Annotated in this window: 14 protein-coding genes; 7 read left to right on the top strand and 7 right to left on the bottom strand. The window is 64.9% G+C overall.

Annotation, left to right across the window (positions count from 1 at the left end; all coding sequences use genetic code 11):
* Nucleotides 1-55: 55 nt before the first annotated feature.
* Complete coding sequence (locus E5A73_RS07690; RefSeq protein WP_135963240.1) at nt 56-685, top strand: helix-turn-helix domain-containing protein; 630 nt, start codon at nt 56-58, stop codon at nt 683-685.
* 188 nt (nt 686-873) lie between these two features.
* Here the strand turns inward: E5A73_RS07690 and E5A73_RS07685 are convergent, their stop codons facing one another.
* Nucleotides 874-3,270 carry a penicillin acylase family protein gene (locus tag E5A73_RS07685; protein ID WP_476712828.1) on the bottom strand — a complete coding sequence of 799 codons (2,397 nt, stop codon included), beginning with the start codon at nt 3,268-3,270 and terminating at the stop codon, nt 874-876.
* A 321-nt stretch (nt 3,271-3,591) separates the two neighbouring features.
* On the opposite strand from E5A73_RS07685, the gene E5A73_RS07680 reads away from it, so the two are divergent.
* Together E5A73_RS07680 and E5A73_RS07675 are read left to right on the top strand one after the other, a co-directional pair.
* A complete protein-coding gene (locus tag E5A73_RS07680; protein ID WP_240700082.1) occupies nt 3,592-6,591 on the top strand; it encodes a TonB-dependent receptor plug domain-containing protein in 3,000 nt (999 codons plus the stop codon).
* Nucleotides 6,592-6,741: 150 nt separating this feature from the next.
* Nucleotides 6,742-8,394, top strand: coding sequence for an MFS transporter (locus tag E5A73_RS07675; protein WP_135963237.1), 1,653 nt, complete (start codon nt 6,742-6,744; stop codon nt 8,392-8,394).
* Nucleotides 8,395-8,459: 65 nt separating this feature from the next.
* Here E5A73_RS07675 and ctrA read toward each other — a convergent pair whose 3' ends face one another.
* On the bottom strand, nt 8,460-9,182 hold the full coding sequence (gene ctrA, locus E5A73_RS07670; protein WP_135963236.1) for a response regulator transcription factor CtrA: 723 nt from the start codon (nt 9,180-9,182) through the stop codon (nt 8,460-8,462).
* Between the two features lie 175 nt (nt 9,183-9,357).
* Nucleotides 9,358-10,272: a LysR family transcriptional regulator gene (locus tag E5A73_RS07665; protein ID WP_135963235.1), complete on the bottom strand. Its 915-nt coding sequence runs from the start codon at nt 10,270-10,272 to the stop codon at nt 9,358-9,360.
* Nucleotides 10,273-10,500: 228 nt separating this feature from the next.
* On the opposite strand from E5A73_RS07665, the gene E5A73_RS07660 reads away from it, so the two are divergent.
* The 3 genes from E5A73_RS07660 (at nt 10,501) to E5A73_RS07650 (ending at nt 12,624) form a co-directional block, all read left to right on the top strand.
* Nucleotides 10,501-11,199 (top strand): pirin family protein, encoded by a 699-nt coding sequence (locus E5A73_RS07660; RefSeq protein WP_135963234.1) that lies wholly within the window; start codon nt 10,501-10,503, stop codon nt 11,197-11,199.
* Nucleotides 11,200-11,249: 50 nt separating this feature from the next.
* Nucleotides 11,250-11,882, top strand: a complete 633-nt coding sequence (gene wrbA / locus E5A73_RS07655) for an NAD(P)H:quinone oxidoreductase (protein ID WP_135963233.1) — start codon at nt 11,250-11,252, stop codon at nt 11,880-11,882.
* A 91-nt stretch (nt 11,883-11,973) separates the two neighbouring features.
* On the top strand, nt 11,974-12,624 hold the full coding sequence (locus E5A73_RS07650) for an RluA family pseudouridine synthase (protein ID WP_135963232.1): 651 nt from the start codon (nt 11,974-11,976) through the stop codon (nt 12,622-12,624).
* Between the two features lie 100 nt (nt 12,625-12,724).
* Here E5A73_RS07650 and arfB read toward each other — a convergent pair whose 3' ends face one another.
* The 4 genes from arfB to E5A73_RS07625 all read right to left on the bottom strand — a co-directional run bounded on the left by arfB (nt 12,725) and on the right by E5A73_RS07625 (nt 15,412).
* Nucleotides 12,725-13,147, bottom strand: coding sequence for an alternative ribosome rescue aminoacyl-tRNA hydrolase ArfB (arfB, locus tag E5A73_RS07640; protein ID WP_135963231.1), 423 nt, complete (start codon nt 13,145-13,147; stop codon nt 12,725-12,727).
* Nucleotides 13,148-13,190: 43 nt separating this feature from the next.
* On the bottom strand, nt 13,191-13,832 hold the full coding sequence (locus tag E5A73_RS07635) for a DNA ligase-like domain-containing protein (RefSeq protein ID WP_206366421.1): 642 nt from the start codon (nt 13,830-13,832) through the stop codon (nt 13,191-13,193).
* Between the two features lie 432 nt (nt 13,833-14,264).
* The gene (locus tag E5A73_RS07630; RefSeq protein WP_135963230.1) at nt 14,265-14,612 is read right to left on the bottom strand and encodes a hypothetical protein; all 348 of its coding nucleotides are present in this window, start codon (nt 14,610-14,612) and stop codon (nt 14,265-14,267) included.
* Nucleotides 14,613-15,226: 614 nt separating this feature from the next.
* Nucleotides 15,227-15,412, bottom strand: coding sequence for a hypothetical protein (locus E5A73_RS07625; RefSeq protein ID WP_135963229.1), 186 nt, complete (start codon nt 15,410-15,412; stop codon nt 15,227-15,229).
* Between the two features lie 80 nt (nt 15,413-15,492).
* Here E5A73_RS07625 and E5A73_RS07620 point away from each other — a divergent pair, with 80 nt between their 5' ends.
* Nucleotides 15,493-15,978 (top strand): GAF domain-containing protein, encoded by a 486-nt coding sequence (locus E5A73_RS07620; protein ID WP_135963624.1) that lies wholly within the window; start codon nt 15,493-15,495, stop codon nt 15,976-15,978.
* Nucleotides 15,979-16,074: the final 96 nt, after the last annotated feature.

The raw sequence follows: 16,074 nt of genomic DNA, 5'->3' as shown, positions 1-16,074 counted from the left end.
CGCCTGATTGAGACATAATGAGCCTGTTCAGAGAAATGTCAAACTGGGGTGCCAAATGGCCACGCGGCTGAAACCGGAGCAACCGACATTGGGTGCGCTGCTCCGCGCACTGCGGGCCCGGAACAGCTGGACGCTGAAGGAGATGAGCCTGCGCAGCGGCATTCCGATATCGACCCTGTCGAAAGTCGAGCATGACCGGCTGACGCTGACCTACGACAAATTACTCCAGCTCAGCCAGCGGCTCAACATCCGCATGTCCGAGCTGTTTGCCGAGAATGATTCGGTCGCCGAGCCGCCGGTCACCGCGCGGCGGAGCATCGGCGATCTCGATCGCGCGGTGCGGGTGAACACGGCGAATTACGACTATTATTACCTCTGCACCGAGCTGCGCCGAAAGCGGATGATCCCGGTGATCACTCGCGTGCGCGCCAAATCGGTCGAGGAATTCGGCGACCTCGTCCACCATTCGGGCGAGGAATTCATCTACATCGTCAGCGGCCGCATCGTCGTCCACACCGAATTCTACGATCCGGTGACCCTGGAAGCGGGCGAATCGATCTACATCGATTCGAACATGGGCCATGCCTATGTCACTGGCGACGGCTGCGACGAGGCGGTGGTGCTCGGCGTGTGCTCGAGCGCCGAGGACGGGCTGATGGATTCGCTGCTCAACTTGCATGGCTAGCCGCTTCTTCCCTCTCCCGTCGGGGGAGGGTTGCGCAGACTTGGGTCCGCTTCTTCAGCGGACCTTAGGCGGAGCTGGGTGAGGGGTCACCCTCCCGATGGCAGGAAACTCTCACCTGGCTCCGCTAGGCGGCAAGCCGCCAAGCTGCGCTACCTCTGCCACCGGGAGAGGAAAGGATCGCACCTGGCCTATCTAGATTTCGGCTCCAGCACCGTCCGCCCTTCCGCCCGCGCATCCACCGCCGCCCGGCTGAACAGCATCGGCTGCATCCCGCCATGGATCCACGGCGCATATTGGTCCCGGTGATGCGGCGAGCGCGGGTCGTTCGACTGGCCCGGCAGATTGAGCATCAGCGAATTGTCCCACGCGCCGACGTCGATCACCTGGAGATAGCTGGCACCGCCGCCGGTACGCCAGCCAGGGCCGCTGCTGCCCAGCCACCGCGCCATCACCGTATAGCCATCGCCGCCCGATCCCTCGCCCTCGATCGGCGGAAATGCCCTGGCGATCGCCGGAATGCGCGACAGCGGATGCTGGATGCGGACGCCATGCAGCGTGTCCCAGCGCCATTTCGCGGGATCGGCATCGAGCAAGGCGCGCGCGGCTCCCCATGCGGCGGTCAGCGCGCGGTCGAGCATCGCGTCGCGCGCCGCGATCGGGTCCGCCCCTAGGCGATCGTCAGGGTTGGCGAGCAGCCCGAGCAGGACCGAGGGCGCGATCTCTTTGACGAGGTGCCTTGCGCGGGCAGGCACGATCGCCGCGAGCATACGCTGGCCGAGGTCGCGCCACAGGATCTCGAACAACGCCGCTGCGCCGCTGCCTGCGTCGATTCGCGCGTCCCAGCCGCGCAGCATCGCAACCGCGGCTGCCGCGCCGGGTGACGGGCGCTCGGGAAGGATCGCAAGCAACTGCCGCGCCGGAGTCGACAGCGTATCGTGCTGCAACGCGACGCTGTCGGCGAGGCTGTGGCGTGGCTGTCCCGCCAGCACGTCGGCGATCCGTTCGTAGCGATAGGGATCGCGGAACGAGAAAGCCGGGATGCGGTCGCGCGGCCAGTCGGCGGGCAGATTGTTCTGGTTGGCCGAGGCGAACCAGCCCTTGGCGGGGTTGTATTCGCTCGGCAGCGAAGCGAAGTCGCGCATCCCCGTCCAATCGTAACGGCCATCGCCGGGGACGGGGAGCAGCCCCTCGCCCTTCCTGCGTACCGGCGCGAAGCCGATCACTTGCCAGCCGGTATTCCCGTCCATGTCGGCATAATGGAAATTGGTCGGCGACGGATGGAGCGGGAACGCTTTGCGAAGGCTCTTCCAGTCCGTGGCCAGATTGATCGCGATCATCGCGAATGCGCCATGCCCGCCCGGCTGCATCCCGATCGACGCCACCGCGGTGGCGCGCCGCCGCGCCGGATCGTGCGACACCACCGGCCCCTGCACGGTATAGCGCAGCGTCGTGACAGTGGGCGCGCCGCCCTTGACCGCGATCGCGGTGTCGACGCGGCGGAAAGCCTTCCAGCCGCCTTCATGGCGATAGCGTTCGGAGTCCTCGGGATGCAGCTCGAGCACGAACAGGTCGAGCTGGTCGATATGGAAATTGGTCCGCCCGAAGGCGAAGCGATCGGTGTGCCCCTGCATGATTCCCGGCAGCCCCGGCGATCCGCCGCCGATCACGTCGAGCCCGGGCGCGCTGAGATGCGCGACGTGGCGCGGGCCGAAGCCGCCGATGCCGAGATGCGGATCGTTGGCGAGGATCGGCCGCCCGGTCGCGCTGCGCGACGGCGCCACCGTCCAGGCATTGCTGCCGGCATTCGCGCGCGCCTCCGGCCCCGCGGCCGGATCGGCGACCGGCGTCTCCGGCCCGAACGGGAGTCCTCCGAGCCGGAGCATCCCGAGATCGGCCTCCGACACCGCCGCCGCATCGAGCCCCTCGGGCACGCGCATCGTGAAGCTCGGGCGCAGTGGCGCGATGATCGCGTCGAGATCGAGCAGCCCGAGCGCGGCAAGCTGGGCGCGGCGCACTTCGTCATCGGCATTGTCGATCGATGCGCCGCGCGCCAGCACCAGGTCGCGCACGTCCCAGCGCAAAGGGGCGACGCCGAGGATGGCATATTCGAGCGGCAACAGCGCCCGATCGGCGAGGACTTCGTCGATCCGGGCATTGATCCCGGCGACATAGGCCCGCGCGCAGGCCAGTACGTGGGGCGGCACCGCGCGCAGCTCGGCATCGAGGTTGCCGCGATAATGGAACAGCCGTGCCGTCGCGTCATGCTTGGCGAAATCCATGCCGAATATTTCGGCCAGTCGCCCCATTTCGCGCCGGTGCGACAAGTCGATCTGGAACAGCCGGTCGCGCGCGACGACATAGCCCTGCCCGAAGAACGCGTCGGAGATCGACGCCGCGCGGATATGCGGCACGCCGAACGCATCGTCGACGATCTCGATCGGCGCATCCGCACCACGGACGGCGGCACGCGCGCCCGCCCCGACTTGCGCCACCGCGCCCGGCGCCAGCGCCAAGGTCGCAGCGGAGCCGAGCAGGAAGGAACGGCGGTCGAGCATCGGCAAATCTTCCTGTTGTCGCAGTCGCATAAGGCTAGCGCCGCGTGCCGCGGCGTCGCATGGCAAGGCCTGCGCCGCCCATAGAGTCAGGCTATGGGGCGAAGCCATAGGCTGAGGCTATGGCGTGATAAACGCATAGAAGCCCAGGCCCGGTTGACGCTAAGCGAAACCGCGGCGCACCTTCGTTACAGTATGATTGCATGCCAGCCCGTTAGAGGCGGCAGCAAATGTGCCGTGCGTTGCCGCGGAGGGCATTCGCGCAGGCCGGTTCGCCGGTCCCGAAGGTTTATCCCAAAGGGGGGTCTAATGACGAATCCACGCCGGCAATCGGATCTTGCAAGTTTCTCGAGCATGGCCGCGCTGGCCCTCGCCACCCTGGCGGCGCTGCCCGCTGCGGCGCAGACCACCGGGTCTGAACCAACAGTAGCGCAGGAGGAGACACCTCGGGCCGCGGCCGAGGACGGCGAAGTGGTAGTCACCGGCACGCGCATCCTCCGCGACGGCTTCCAGGCGCCGACGCCGCTGACCGTGCTGACGCGCGACGACATCGACAACGGCTCGCCGTCGAACAACATCGCCGATTTCGTCAACCAGCTGCCGCAGCTCGCCGGCTCGACCAAGCCGGCCAATTCGCGGCTCAACCTGTCGAGCGGCCAGGCAGGTATCAATGCGCTCAACCTGCGCAATCTCGGCGAGACACGAACGCTCGTGCTGGTCGATGGCCGCCGCTCGGTCGGCTCGGCGGTCAACGGCGTGGTGGACATCAATACGATCCCGCAGGCGCTGATCGAGCGCGTCGAAGTCTCGACCGGCGGCGCTTCGTCGGCTTACGGTTCGGATGCCGTCGCGGGGGTCGTCAACTTCGTGCTCAACAAGAAGTTCGAGGGCCTGCGCGTCACCGCCGACAGCGGCATCACCACGTATGGCGACGGCTCCAACTATTCGGGCAGCATCGCCGGCGGCACTTCGTTCGCAAGCGGTCGCGGCCACGTGCTGTTCAACGCCGAGATCGCCCATCGCGACGGCATATTCGAAGTCGATGCCGTCGATCGCAAGTGGAACCACACCGGGTACGTCCGTATCCAGGATCCAACCTGGACTGCGGCCAGCACGACCCCGCAATATATCACCACGCGTCGCCAGATCGGCGCATCGAACTCGACCCCGGGAGGCCTGATTACCGGTTCGGTGAATCGGGTACTGATCAATGGCGTCCCGACCAATGTCACAACTACCGGACTGCGTGGCAACTATTTCGGGCAGAATGGCCAGGTGCTTCAGTATCAGTATGGCGCGCTTACCTTTCCGGCGATCACTGGCACCACTGCTCCGTCGCTGACCCAAGGCGGAAGCTGGCAGGTCAACGACTCAGGTCGGCGTATCGGCTTGGATCCGGAGGATGATCGGTGGGGCGTGTTCGGGCGCCTGAGCTACGAAATTGGCGACGGTATCGAATTGTTTGCGGAAGGGTCGTACAATCGGCAGCGCGTATACTTCAACGCGGGGCCGAACCTGCAGACCGGGATTCAGCTTGCCGCGCAGAATTGCAATGTCACTCCGGTGCCAATTACCTGCAACGCTTACCTCTATAACGCGCTTGGCGCTGCGGCCCTGAGCACCCCCAACCTGAGCACTGTAACCGTCGCGACGACGAGCGCCGACTTGCCGTTCCGCGCGGTCGAAAACGAGCGCAAGGTGCAGCGCTATCTCGTCGGTGCCGAGGGGCAGTTCGAGGCGTTCGGGAAGCCGGCACGCTGGGATGTCTACGCACAATATGGCCGCGCCGAGCTGCACGAAGAACTGCAGAACATCCAGAATACCGCCCGCCTGGCGGCAGCGACCAACGCCGTGTTCGCACCGGCGGGTAATACGGGTGGCTATGCTGCGGGATCGATCCAGTGCGCGATCAACGTCGACGCTTCTACTACCAACGACGATCCTGCCTGTCGTCCGCTAAACCGCCTCGGCGTCGGCGTGGCCGATCCGGCCGCAGTCGCTTACGCACTTGGCAATCCGTATCGCGACGAGACGGTCGAACAGTACGTCGCCGGCGTGAACTTGGCGGTGACGCCGTTCGCGACCTGGGCTGGCGACGTCAGTGTTTCGGTGGGCGCGGAGTATCGCAAGGAAAAGATCCGCGGCACGGTGCCCGCCGAGTTCCAGCCGATCGTCGCGAACAACTTGGTCACCACCCGCTGGTCGGTGGGCAATTACGTGCCGACCGCGGGCCAATATGATGTGAAGGAAGCCTATCTCGAAACGGTGATCCCGCTGGGGCTGGGCCTTGAGTTCAACGGCGCGGTGCGTGCGACGGACTATTCGTCGTCCGGCTACGTCACCACTTGGAAGGCGGGCGCCACCTGGGCGCCGATCGAGGACATCCGGCTGCGTGTCACGCGCTCGCGCGACATCCGCGCGCCAAACCTCGCCGACCTGTATCAGGTCGCGCAGAACAGCGACTCGGTGACCAATCCCTTTGGTGCGGGCTCTGGACCGAATGGAGGAAGCTACGCCGCGACCGGCGTCGGCTACACGGGGACGACCTTGGGCAATTTGGCTCTGGTTCCCGAGCGTGCCGATTCCTGGAATATCGGTGCAGTCTTCTCGCCGACGTTCCTGCCGGGCTTCAACTTCTCGGCGGACTATTTCCGCATCGAGATGAAGGACGCCATCGGTACCTTCAGCGCGCAGCAGATCATCAATCGCTGCTTTGAAGGGGCCGCGGATTTCTGCGCGCAGATCCAGCAGGACCCGAACAACGCCACGCGCCTGCTGTTCACGACGCGGCCGTACAATTTCACTACCCAATTGGTGCGCGGCGTCGATTTGGATGCCTCCTACCGGCTGCAACTGGGTGCCGAGGACAGCTTCCTGCTGCGCGGCGTAGCCTCGCGATATATCGACAACACCATCAACACCGGCATCACCGGGGTCGTGCCGGTCGACACCGTCGGCGCGAATGGCGGGCAAGCCAGCACGCCTACCTGGATCTTCCGCGGCAGCCTGACATACGATTCACCGAGCTTCTCAGCGACGGTAGTGGGCCGCGGCATCAGCGCGGGCAAGTACGTCGCCAGCGGCATCGAATGCACCAGTGGCTGCCCGGTCTCGACCACCCAGTTCCCGACCTATGACAACAACCATGTCTCGGGGCTGTTTTACGCCGACCTGAACTTCACCCAGAAGATCAATTCCGGTGGCAGCTCGCAGGCGGAGATGTTCTTCAACGTGACGAACCTGTTCAATCGCTGGCCGCTGCTGGTGCCCGAGACGGGTCTCGCCGCGAACAGCACCTATTCGGACATGCTCGGCCGGCAGTTCCGCGTCGGGATCCGCTTCAACCTGCGCTGAGCGGGCTATCCCATCTGCTGACGGGAGCCGTGGCTCCCGTCAGCGTTCGTTCCGGTGCCGCGTGCCCGTTCCGCGTCAAGCAATCCTGAGGCTTACCCCGCCAATCGCATGCGTCTTGGATCGCCGCGCGGATTGAGGGATTGAGGCAGGATGGACGTCCGCCGCGAATCGCGCTCCCCCTTCGACCTTCCCCTGTTCCGCGCCGTGTGGATCGCCAGCCTTGCCTCCAACTTCGGCGGGCTGATCCAGTCGGTCGGCGCGTCGTGGATGATGACCAGCCTCAGCGGTTCGCCGCAGATGATCGCATTGGTCCAGGCGTCGGTCAGCCTGCCGATCATGCTGCTCTCGCTCTGGGCCGGCGCGGTTGCCGACAATCTCGATCGCCGCAAGGTGATGCTGGCGGCGCAGGCGTTCATGCTGATCGTCTCGGCGCTGCTCGCGATCGGTGGCTGGGCCGGCCTGCTCACGCCGTGGCTGCTGCTTGCCTTCACCTTCCTGATCGGCTGCGGTACCGCGCTCAACGGGCCCGCGTGGCAGGCCTCGGTCGGCGACATGGTGCCGCGGACGATGCTGCCCAATGCCGTGGCGCTCAACAGCATGGGGTTCAACGTCGCGCGCAGCCTCGGCCCGGCGATCGGCGGCGTCATCGTCGCGGCGGCCGGCGCGGCGGCGGCTTTCCTGATCAACGCCATCAGCTATGTCGGGCTGATCGCGGTGCTGCTGCGCTGGCAGCCCGATCTGCCCGCGGCGCGGCTGCCGCGCGAGCGGATCGGCGTCGCGATGGCGGCGGGGATCCGCTACGTCCGGCTCTCGCCGCCGATCCGCACGGTCCTGATCCGCGCGGCGCTGTTCGGCTTTGCCGCCAGCGCGGTGCCCGCGTTGATGCCGCTGGTCGCGCGCGACATCATTCGCGGCGGTCCGCTCACCTACGGCCTGCTGCTCGGCGGGTTCGGGCTCGGCGCGGTGGGCGGCGCGCTCGGCAGCAACTGGCTGCGCGAGCGGCTGTCGACCGAGAACCTCGTCCGCGTCGCGGCGCCTGCGCTCGCCGTGGGCGCGGCGGCGGTTGCGGCGACCAATTGGATGCCGCTGACGCTCGTCGCGCTGGCATTGTGCGGCGCCGGCTGGGTAGTGGCGCTGTCGACCTTCAACGTGAGCGTCCAGATGGCGTCGCCGCGATGGGTGGTCGGGCGCGCGCTGGCGCTCTACCAGATGGCCGCGTTCGGCGGCATGGCCGGGGGCAGCTGGGTATTCGGCATCATCGCCGACGGGCGCGGGGTGGAGACTGCCCTGCTCGCCGCCGCGGCGTTGCAGATGCTCAGTGTCGTCGCCGGGCTGGTATGGCGGTTGCCGGCGATCAGCCAGCTCAACTTGGATCCACGCGACAGCTGGCAGGAACCGCAAACCGCAGTCCCGGTCGAGCCGCGCAGTGGCCCGATCGTCATCACCATCGAGCATCGCATCGCCGAAGCCAGCGTCCCTGCGTTCCTGGCGGCGATGAGCGAGCGCCGCCGCATTCGCCGCCGCGATGGTGCGCAGCACTGGGCGCTGCTGCGCGACCTTGGCGATGCGGAGCTGTGGATCGAGCGCTACCATGTCGCGACCTGGCTCGATTATGTCCGCCACAACCACCGCCGCACCCATGCCGACGACGCCAATAGCGAGGCACTGCGGCAATTGCGCATCGGCGACGGCGAGCCCGTGGTGCATCGTCGGATCGAGCGCCAGACCGGCTCGCTTCCCACCTCTCGCGCGCCCGATCCGCGCGAACTGGGCACCGTCACCGATCCGAGCGGCTCGTCCTGATCGGGCACAACCAAAAAGCCGCGGCCCTTGCGGACCGCGGCTTCGGTAACCCCATGTATCTCGTATCAGGCGACCGCGGAAATCGCTTCGGCGCCCTCGGTCCCCTCGCCGCCCTCGGGTTCGCGCAGCACATAGCCGCGGCCCCAGACGGTCTCGATGTAATTCTCGCCTTCGCACGCCATGCTCAGCTTCTTGCGCAGCTTGCAGATGAACACGTCGATGATCTTGAGCTCGGGCTCGTCCATCCCGCCATAAAGGTGGTTGAGGAACATTTCCTTGGTGAGCGTGGTGCCCTTGCGGAGCGAGAGCAGCTCCAGCATCGCATATTCTTTGCCGGTCAGATGCACGCGGCTGCCATCGACTTCGACGGTCTTGGCGTCGAGATTGACCGCGAGCTTGCCGGTGCGGATCACCGACTGGCTGTGGCCCTTCGAGCGGCGGACGACGGCGTGAATGCGCGCGACCAGCTCTTCGCGGTGGAACGGCTTGGTGACGTAATCGTCGGCGCCGAAGCCGAAGCTGCGCACCTTCGAATCCATTTCGTTGATGCCCGACAGGATCAGCACCGGCGTCTGCACGCGGGCGACGCGGACCTTCTTGAGCACGTCGTAACCGTGCATGTCGGGAAGGTTGAGATCGAGCAGGATGATGTCGTAATCATAGAGCTTGGCGAGGTCCAAGCCCTCTTCGCCGAGATCGGTGGTGTAGACGTTGAACCCTTCGGTCGAGAGCATCAGCTCGATCGCCTTGGCAGTCGAAGGCTCGTCCTCGATCAGCAACACGCGCATCGTCGGTTCCCCTGTCCCAAGCACGCGCTACGAACCCCTACGGCCGCCGCGTTGGACGAATTCATTAACCTAAGCACATCTGAAGGCAAAAGGTTAATTTCCGCCTAACCGGCCTTGTTCCACGAGTCGTAGGGAATCTACGTATCGGCGGAATCGAACGCGTTTCGCTGTCGAGTCAAAAATGCACTTCTCCGCATATCCGCTTGAGCCGATCGCTGAGGAAATCGATCAGCGCTTCCACGCGGGCGGGACGCAATGTGCCTGGTGGCGTGAGCAGATGTAGCCCCGGCGCACCGATCGCCCAATCGTCGAGCACCGATTCGAGCCGCCCGGCGGCCAGCTCCTCGGCCACCAGAAAGTCGGGCAGCCGGGCGACGCCGAGCCCGGCCCGCAATGCCGGCAGCATCGCGTCGCCATTGTCGGTGCGGATCGGTCCGTCGATGCGGACCGCAGCTTCCTCCCCGCCCGGGCGGCGGAATCGCCAGACGTCGGGCGTCGCGGTGTTGGTGTAGACGAAGCAGGCATGGTGCGCGAGATCGGCCGGGTGGCGCGGCCGCCCGACCCGGTCGAAATAGGCCGGCGATGCGACGATGTGCACATTGACTGGCCCCAGGCGGCGGGCGCGCAGCGAGCTGTCGGGCAATTCGGCGATGCGAATCGCGATGTCGATCCCCTCGCCGACGATGTCGACGAACGCGTCCGACAGCCGCAGGTCGATCTTGATCCCCGGATGGAGCGCCATGAACTCGGCGAGCGTCGGGGCGAGATGGCGGATCCCGAAGGTCAGCGGCGCCGCGAGCCGCACCAGCCCGACCGGCGCGCTGGCCGATTCGAACGCCGCCTCCTCGGCGGTCTGTCCTTCGGAAAGGATGCGCTGGGCGTGGTCGGCAAGCGCGCGGCCGCTGTCGGTCAAGGTCAGCCGCCGCGAGGTGCGGTGGAACAAAGAGGTGCCGAGCCGCGCCTCCAGCCGGGTGATCGCCTTCGAGACGGTCGCCTTGGAAACCGCCAGCGCGTCGGCGGCGCCACTGAACGAGCGATGCTCGACGACGCTCGCGAAGATCGCCCAGGCCTCGAAATCGGGTAGCTTCATAAATCCTCCCTCGCGAAGCGGGGGAGGTGGCAGGCGCAGCCTGACGGAGGGGCGCCTCCGCAGGCGACGCGCTTGTGGCCTCGCCCCCTCCACCAGCTTCGCTGGCCCCCCTCCCCCGCTTCGCGAGGGAGGAGCAAAGCATATCCTAGAAACAATCCGTTTCCAACGTTTCCATTTACCGCATGATCGCACTCCCTATCTTGGCAGCAACAAATAGGGAGATCAGCGATGATCGAAAAACGCTCCTTCGAAAGCCTCGGCCATGCCGACCATGGCTGGCTCAATGCGAAGCACCATTTCAGCTTCGCCAATTATTACGACCCTGCCCGGATGGGCTGGGGCGCGATCCGCGTGTGGAACGACGACGAGATCGCCGCCAATTCGGGCTTCCCGGCGCACCCGCACAAGGACATGGAGATCATCACCTATGTTCGCCAGGGCGCGATCACTCATCAGGATTCGATGGGCAATAAGGGCCGTACCGGCGCCGGCGACGTCCAGGTGATGAGCGCCGGTACCGGCGTCCAGCATGCCGAATATAATCTCGAGCCCGAGACCAGCCGGATCTTCCAGATCTGGATCCAGCCCCGCGCGACCGGCGGCCAGCCGAGCTGGGGCGCCAAGCCCTTCCCCAAGGGCGACCGTTCGGGCCGCTTCGTGACCTTGGCATCGGGCTTCGCCGGTGACGACGAAGCGCTGCCGATCCGCGCCGATGCCCGGGTGCTGGGCGCGACGCTCAAGGCCGGCGAGAGCGTCGACCACAGCGTCGGCGACGGGCGCCACGCCTATCTCGTCCTCGCCGCCGGCGCAGTCGAGATCGACGGGCAACGCTTCGAAGCACGCGACGGCGCGGCGCTCTCGGGCGGCCAGACCGTCACGATCAAGGCGCTCGAAGACTCGGAGATCGTCCTGGTCGACGCCGAATAACCGCAACTCTCCCCTCCCGCTCGCGGGAGGGGAGCAAGAAGGAAGTCTCCATGTCCAAGATCCTCGTCCTCTATTATTCGTCCTACGGCCACCTCGCCAGGATGGCCGACGCAGTCGCCGAGGGCGCACGCAGCGCCGGCGCCGACGTCGATGTCCGCCGCGTCCCGGAGACCGCCCCCGCCGAAGTCGTCGCCGCCGCGGGCTTCGCCGCCGACTCGACCCACCCGGTGCTCAAGGACGTCAACGATCTCGCCAACTACGACGGCATCATCGTCGGCGCGCCGACGCGCTTCGGCCGGATGTCGAGCCAGATGGCGAGCTTCTGGGACCGCGCCGGCGGCATCTGGTTCCAGGGCGCCCTAAACGGCAAGGTCGGCGGCGCGTTCACGTCGACCGCCTCGCAGCATGGCGGTCAGGAAGCGACCTTGTTCTCGATCATCACCAATTTGCTGCATTTCGGCCTGACCATCGTCGGGCTCGATTACGGCTTCCAGGGGCAGATGGGGGTCGACGAAGTCAAGGGCGGCTCGCCCTACGGCGCGACGACGATCGCCGACGGCGACGGCAGCCGTATGCCGAGCGCAGTCGAGCTCGACGGCGCCCGCTACCAGGGCCGCCGCATCGCCGAACTGGCCAACAAGATCGCGGCGCCTGCCCCCGCCCGCGAGACCGAGACCGCGTAACCCCCCTTCCACGCGGTCTCGACGGAGCGGCGGCCAGGCGAAAGCCCGGCCGCCGCTTTCCGTTTGGGCGTACTCGTCTATATGCAGCCGCATGTTCAAGGACCGCGTACTCTTCATCGACGGCGAAGCGATCGTGATCGACAAGCCCGCGGGCCTGCCGGTCGATCGCCCGCGCGACCGCTCCGAAAGCCTCGAGGACATGCTCGGCCAGCTCACCTTCGGCTTCCAGCGGCTGCCCTTGCCCGTTCACCGGCTCGACCGCGACACCAGCGGCTGCCTGCTGCTCGCGCGCAACCCCAAGGCGCACAAGCGCTTCGGCCAGGCTTTCGAGGCGGGCACCGTCACCAAGCGCTACCTTGCCATCCTCGACGGCGAACCGACCGAAGACAGCGGCGAGATCGACTTGCCGCTGATCAAGGTCTCGACCGAGGAGAGCGGCTGGCGGATGACCGGCGATCCGAGCGGTAAATCCGCGCGCACCCGCTGGGAAGTCGTCGAGCGCATCGGCGGCAAGGCGATGCTCGCTTTCTTCCCCGAGACCGGCCGCACCCACCAGATCCGCGTCCACGCCGCCGAAGGGCTCGGCCTGCCGATCCTCGGCGACCCGGTCTATGGCAAAGGCGGCCCGGCAGTGATGCTTCACGCCGCCGCGCTGATCGTCCCGCGCGAGGGCAAGCCCGACATCGAGGCCGAGGCGCCGCTGCCGGCGCGCTTCGGCAATATCGGTTTCGGCCGTGACTGACCTGGAGGAGGCGATCGTCGAGGAGAAGTTCCTCGCCGCCTCGGGCCCCGGCGGGCAGAATGTCAACAAGGTGTCAAGAGTCTCCCCCAACGGAAAACCGTCACTCTCGGACTCTGCCGCGCCCCGCTTTCACCGCTGATCGCTTCACTTTGCTATCCACGCGCCGCGCCTTCGCGGCCTTACTCGGCTTAGTCGGTCGCCGCTTTTTCGGGACGATAGTGGCTTCGTGAATGAGATCGATGAGCCGAGCGCGGACTTCCTCGCGGTTCATCACCTGAGATCGCGAGCCATCCGACCGAAGGACGAGCACGCCCTCTCGGGTCATTCGCGAACCTGCCAATGCTACCAGACGATTCTTTACGGCTTCGGGGAGGCTCTGCGAGTTCGCCACATCGAAACGCAGAATGACTGCGCTATCAGTCGTGTTGACGTGCTGACCACCCGGACCACCCGCCCGCGTGGTGCTCTCGATTAGCTCGCTGTCATCGATTGAGATCGAGCGGGTAACTTGGATCGCTGCCATACTCTCGCATTATCGACCGGGAGCCTTGCTGCCCAGCTTCACTTCAGAAGGGAACATCGTCATCAAGATCGTCCGGGAAACCGCCGCCAAATTGGGGCGCAGCTTTCGTCGGGCGCGGCGGCATCAGCGCTTTGAATGGTTCGGTGCTCGGAAGTGGCTTAGCTTCATGCTCGGCTGCCCGCGCTTCCGCGACAACCTGCATGACGTTCGTGACCAACTTCACAGTCATGTCCCCCGAGGCCCACAGCGCGCCGGGGATTGCGAGGACTTCGAATGTCACCTTGGCTACCGAAAGCAGACCAAGCCGCTTTTTCTCCAACTCCGCTTCGAAGGAATCCAGTTTTTTCAGAAGGGCTTCGCGCTTCGCGTCGGTAAGCTGCGACGTTTCGATGCAATTGCGAAGGCTGTGCACGTAGCTCCGCAGCGCATCCTTGGATTTTGGTAGGATTTCCACCGAATCTCGCCGCGATCGCAAGCTGTTATCGAGGACAAGCTGCGTTATGTAGTGCTCAAGATCGAACACGAACTGATCGTATTCGTCGTCCTTGAAGTCGCCACGGCGAGGCACGCTCATCGAGTAAAACGGCTCAACCTCATATCGTTTTGCGGCGGCCAGAATCACATTCATGAAGCTGTTCTGGAGGGTGTTCATTGCCCGCCAAGCCATACTGATCTTCAGGGTCAATCCTGGTCATTCGCTCGTCAAGTCGGCGCTGAGCTATATTGACAATCTGCATGAATGCGACCCGATGATCCTCATCAAGATCGTCAAGTTCTTCTGATGCACAAACTTGAGAATGCTCATCCCGGCATTCTACATGGGCACCCGGCATTGCCAAGGGCCTCTAATCGCTTGGTAGCAGCGGCACGGCGAAGCGTCCAAGATGCTCAAGTTAACGCCCGCCCTCCGCGCGCGAACATTGCTTAGAGAGCCGGGCCCGTCCCATTGCGAGTTGCGCCCTAGCCTTACAGTTACGAAAGTTCCGAAATAGTAGACACTTCGCGCGTGTCCGACGCTCCGATTGCGAACAGCGGATAGAGTTGTGCACGGCTATCCCCGCCAGGTCCGAAGCAAAGATCGGAGCAATCGGAAGGCGCGGCGGCGGCGTCAATGCTTCTAGTTTTCCGCTCCGTGGCGAAGGGGCCCGAACGTCAGCGTGGAGATCACGCAGACATCCTGATCCCAGCGATATTGCTTTGAGCCGTCTGCAAGAACAGCTTTAAAGTCAAACCGGCAGGCTTCGGTCCCGTCATACATGTTTATTTGCCGATGTGATGCGTCGTCCATCACGCCGTCTCCAAGGAGGTCGTTCTCCCAACTTCCGGTGGCGACCCTGCTTCCGTAAAGCTCGACGATGGTATCGCCGACATGATTTTGAACGGTGATCATTCTGTCGCGTTCTTGTGCTTGTGCAGCGGACACACCTAGATATAGTAGCGCCATGAACAGTGCGAAATTACGCATGGCAAAATCTCCTTATCAAAGCCCCAACGAGGCGTTAATTGAAAACGAAATGCATACGCTTCAATCAGCGACCAATGACTTGCCTCGCCATATTAAGCTCGGCAATCGAGTAAAAACTCCAGCCGCAGTTACGTCCTTTGCGCGCACGATACGTTAATCACCGACAGCGATTGCTGAAGGACGGGAATACGCTCGCACGATTTAAAGGACTCCTCGCCTGCGATTATCTCGTCCGGCGAAGAAACTCGTCTAGCACTCTATTTCCCTCGCGTGCTCACACGACAGGGCCGTTTTTACTAACTCAATCGGGTGAATATCGCCGTCGAGCGAAGCGCTCTTCGAGGTCGACCTTGGACCGTTGCTCCATCAAATCCACCAGCGGCTCAACGACGGAATATAGGCGGGATGCCCCGTGAATACGGACAAGGTATCCCATTTGATATTTGCGCCCACGTCACAGCGGGAAAATCCCCTCGGGAGTGGAAAGCGAGGGAATCGGCACTTCGACTTCGCGGGTCTGTCCGGCGAAATAGAATGCGCGGGCGGCGATGATTCCAGGAAGCAGCAGCAGCGGTGAAGATCGCGACGAGCGTCAGCCCCATCGGATCGGCCGGTCAGCGCGGCTGCGCGTGGGTGTGCCCGTTGCGTTCGCGCGCCAGCTCGCTGAGGCGCACGACATAGACGCCGTCCTCGTTGCGATGCGCCGCCCGCTCCACTGCGGCCCAGCTGCACCCGGCGAAGCGGAAGGTCCGCGACGCGGTGAGCATCGAGCCTTCGGAATTGATGCGTCCCTTGCTCATGCCGGCAATGTAGCCGGCGTGCGGCGCCGCGCCAAGGGTTGCCCCTCCACACGCTGCCGGTCAGTCACTACATGGATCCCATGTTCACCTTCGACATCGCCGCCGGCTCCAAGTCCGAACTCTATCGCGACCTCGCCGCCGCGCTCGACTCGCTTACCGCCGCCGAGCCCGACGCGATCGCCAACATGGCCAATGTCTCGGCGCTGATCGGCCAGTATCTCCCCGATCTCAACTGGTCGGGCTTCTACCGCAATGTCGGCGGCGAACTCGTCCTCGGCCCCTTCCAGGGCAAGGCGGCGTGCATTCGCATCCCGTTCGGCAAAGGCGTGTGCGGCGCCGCGGCGGCGACTCGCGAGACGCAATTGGTCGACGACGTCCATGCGTTTCCCGGCCACATCGCCTGCGACGCCGACAGCCGCTCCGAACTGGTCGTGCCGATCCTCTATCAGGGAGAACTGCTCGGCGTGCTCGATCTCGACAGCCCGCTGGCCAGCCGCTTCGACGCCGGCGACGCCGCGGGCTGCGAGGCGTTGATGCGCATCCTCGCCCCCAGAATCTCAGGATGAGACGCTGCCCCGCATTGGGACAGGTTTGATCCGCACCCGCGATTTCGTGCGGGCGGCGTAACGGTTATTTCTCGGTCAAGCGCGAGCGGAGGCTTG

Source organism: Sphingomonas gei (assembly GCF_004792685.1).
Lineage (GTDB): Bacteria > Pseudomonadota > Alphaproteobacteria > Sphingomonadales > Sphingomonadaceae > Sphingomonas > Sphingomonas gei.
This window is presented reverse-complemented; position numbering and strand designations above follow the sequence as displayed.

What these genes read in the sequence shown, in the direction of transcription:
- E5A73_RS07665 (WP_135963235.1), bottom strand. Translation starts at nt 10,272, where the DNA reads ATGAAGCTACCCGATTTCGAGGCCTGGGCGATCTTCGCGAGCGTCGTC.
- wrbA (WP_135963233.1), top strand. Translation starts at nt 11,250, where the DNA reads ATGTCCAAGATCCTCGTCCTCTATTATTCGTCCTACGGCCACCTCGCC.
- E5A73_RS07660 (WP_135963234.1), top strand. Translation starts at nt 10,501, where the DNA reads ATGATCGAAAAACGCTCCTTCGAAAGCCTCGGCCATGCCGACCATGGC.
- E5A73_RS07625 (WP_135963229.1), bottom strand. Translation starts at nt 15,412, where the DNA reads ATGAGCAAGGGACGCATCAATTCCGAAGGCTCGATGCTCACCGCGTCG.
- arfB (WP_135963231.1), bottom strand. Translation starts at nt 13,147, where the DNA reads ATGGCAGCGATCCAAGTTACCCGCTCGATCTCAATCGATGACAGCGAG.
- E5A73_RS07675 (WP_135963237.1), top strand. Translation starts at nt 6,742, where the DNA reads ATGGACGTCCGCCGCGAATCGCGCTCCCCCTTCGACCTTCCCCTGTTC.
- E5A73_RS07630 (WP_135963230.1), bottom strand. Translation starts at nt 14,612, where the DNA reads ATGCGTAATTTCGCACTGTTCATGGCGCTACTATATCTAGGTGTGTCC.
- ctrA (WP_135963236.1), bottom strand. Translation starts at nt 9,182, where the DNA reads ATGCGCGTGTTGCTGATCGAGGACGAGCCTTCGACTGCCAAGGCGATC.
- E5A73_RS07650 (WP_135963232.1), top strand. Translation starts at nt 11,974, where the DNA reads ATGTTCAAGGACCGCGTACTCTTCATCGACGGCGAAGCGATCGTGATC.
- E5A73_RS07690 (WP_135963240.1), top strand. Translation starts at nt 56, where the DNA reads ATGGCCACGCGGCTGAAACCGGAGCAACCGACATTGGGTGCGCTGCTC.
- E5A73_RS07685 (WP_476712828.1), bottom strand. Translation starts at nt 3,270, where the DNA reads ATGCGACTGCGACAACAGGAAGATTTGCCGATGCTCGACCGCCGTTCC.
- E5A73_RS07680 (WP_240700082.1), top strand. Translation starts at nt 3,592, where the DNA reads ATGGCCGCGCTGGCCCTCGCCACCCTGGCGGCGCTGCCCGCTGCGGCG.
- E5A73_RS07620 (WP_135963624.1), top strand. Translation starts at nt 15,493, where the DNA reads ATGTTCACCTTCGACATCGCCGCCGGCTCCAAGTCCGAACTCTATCGC.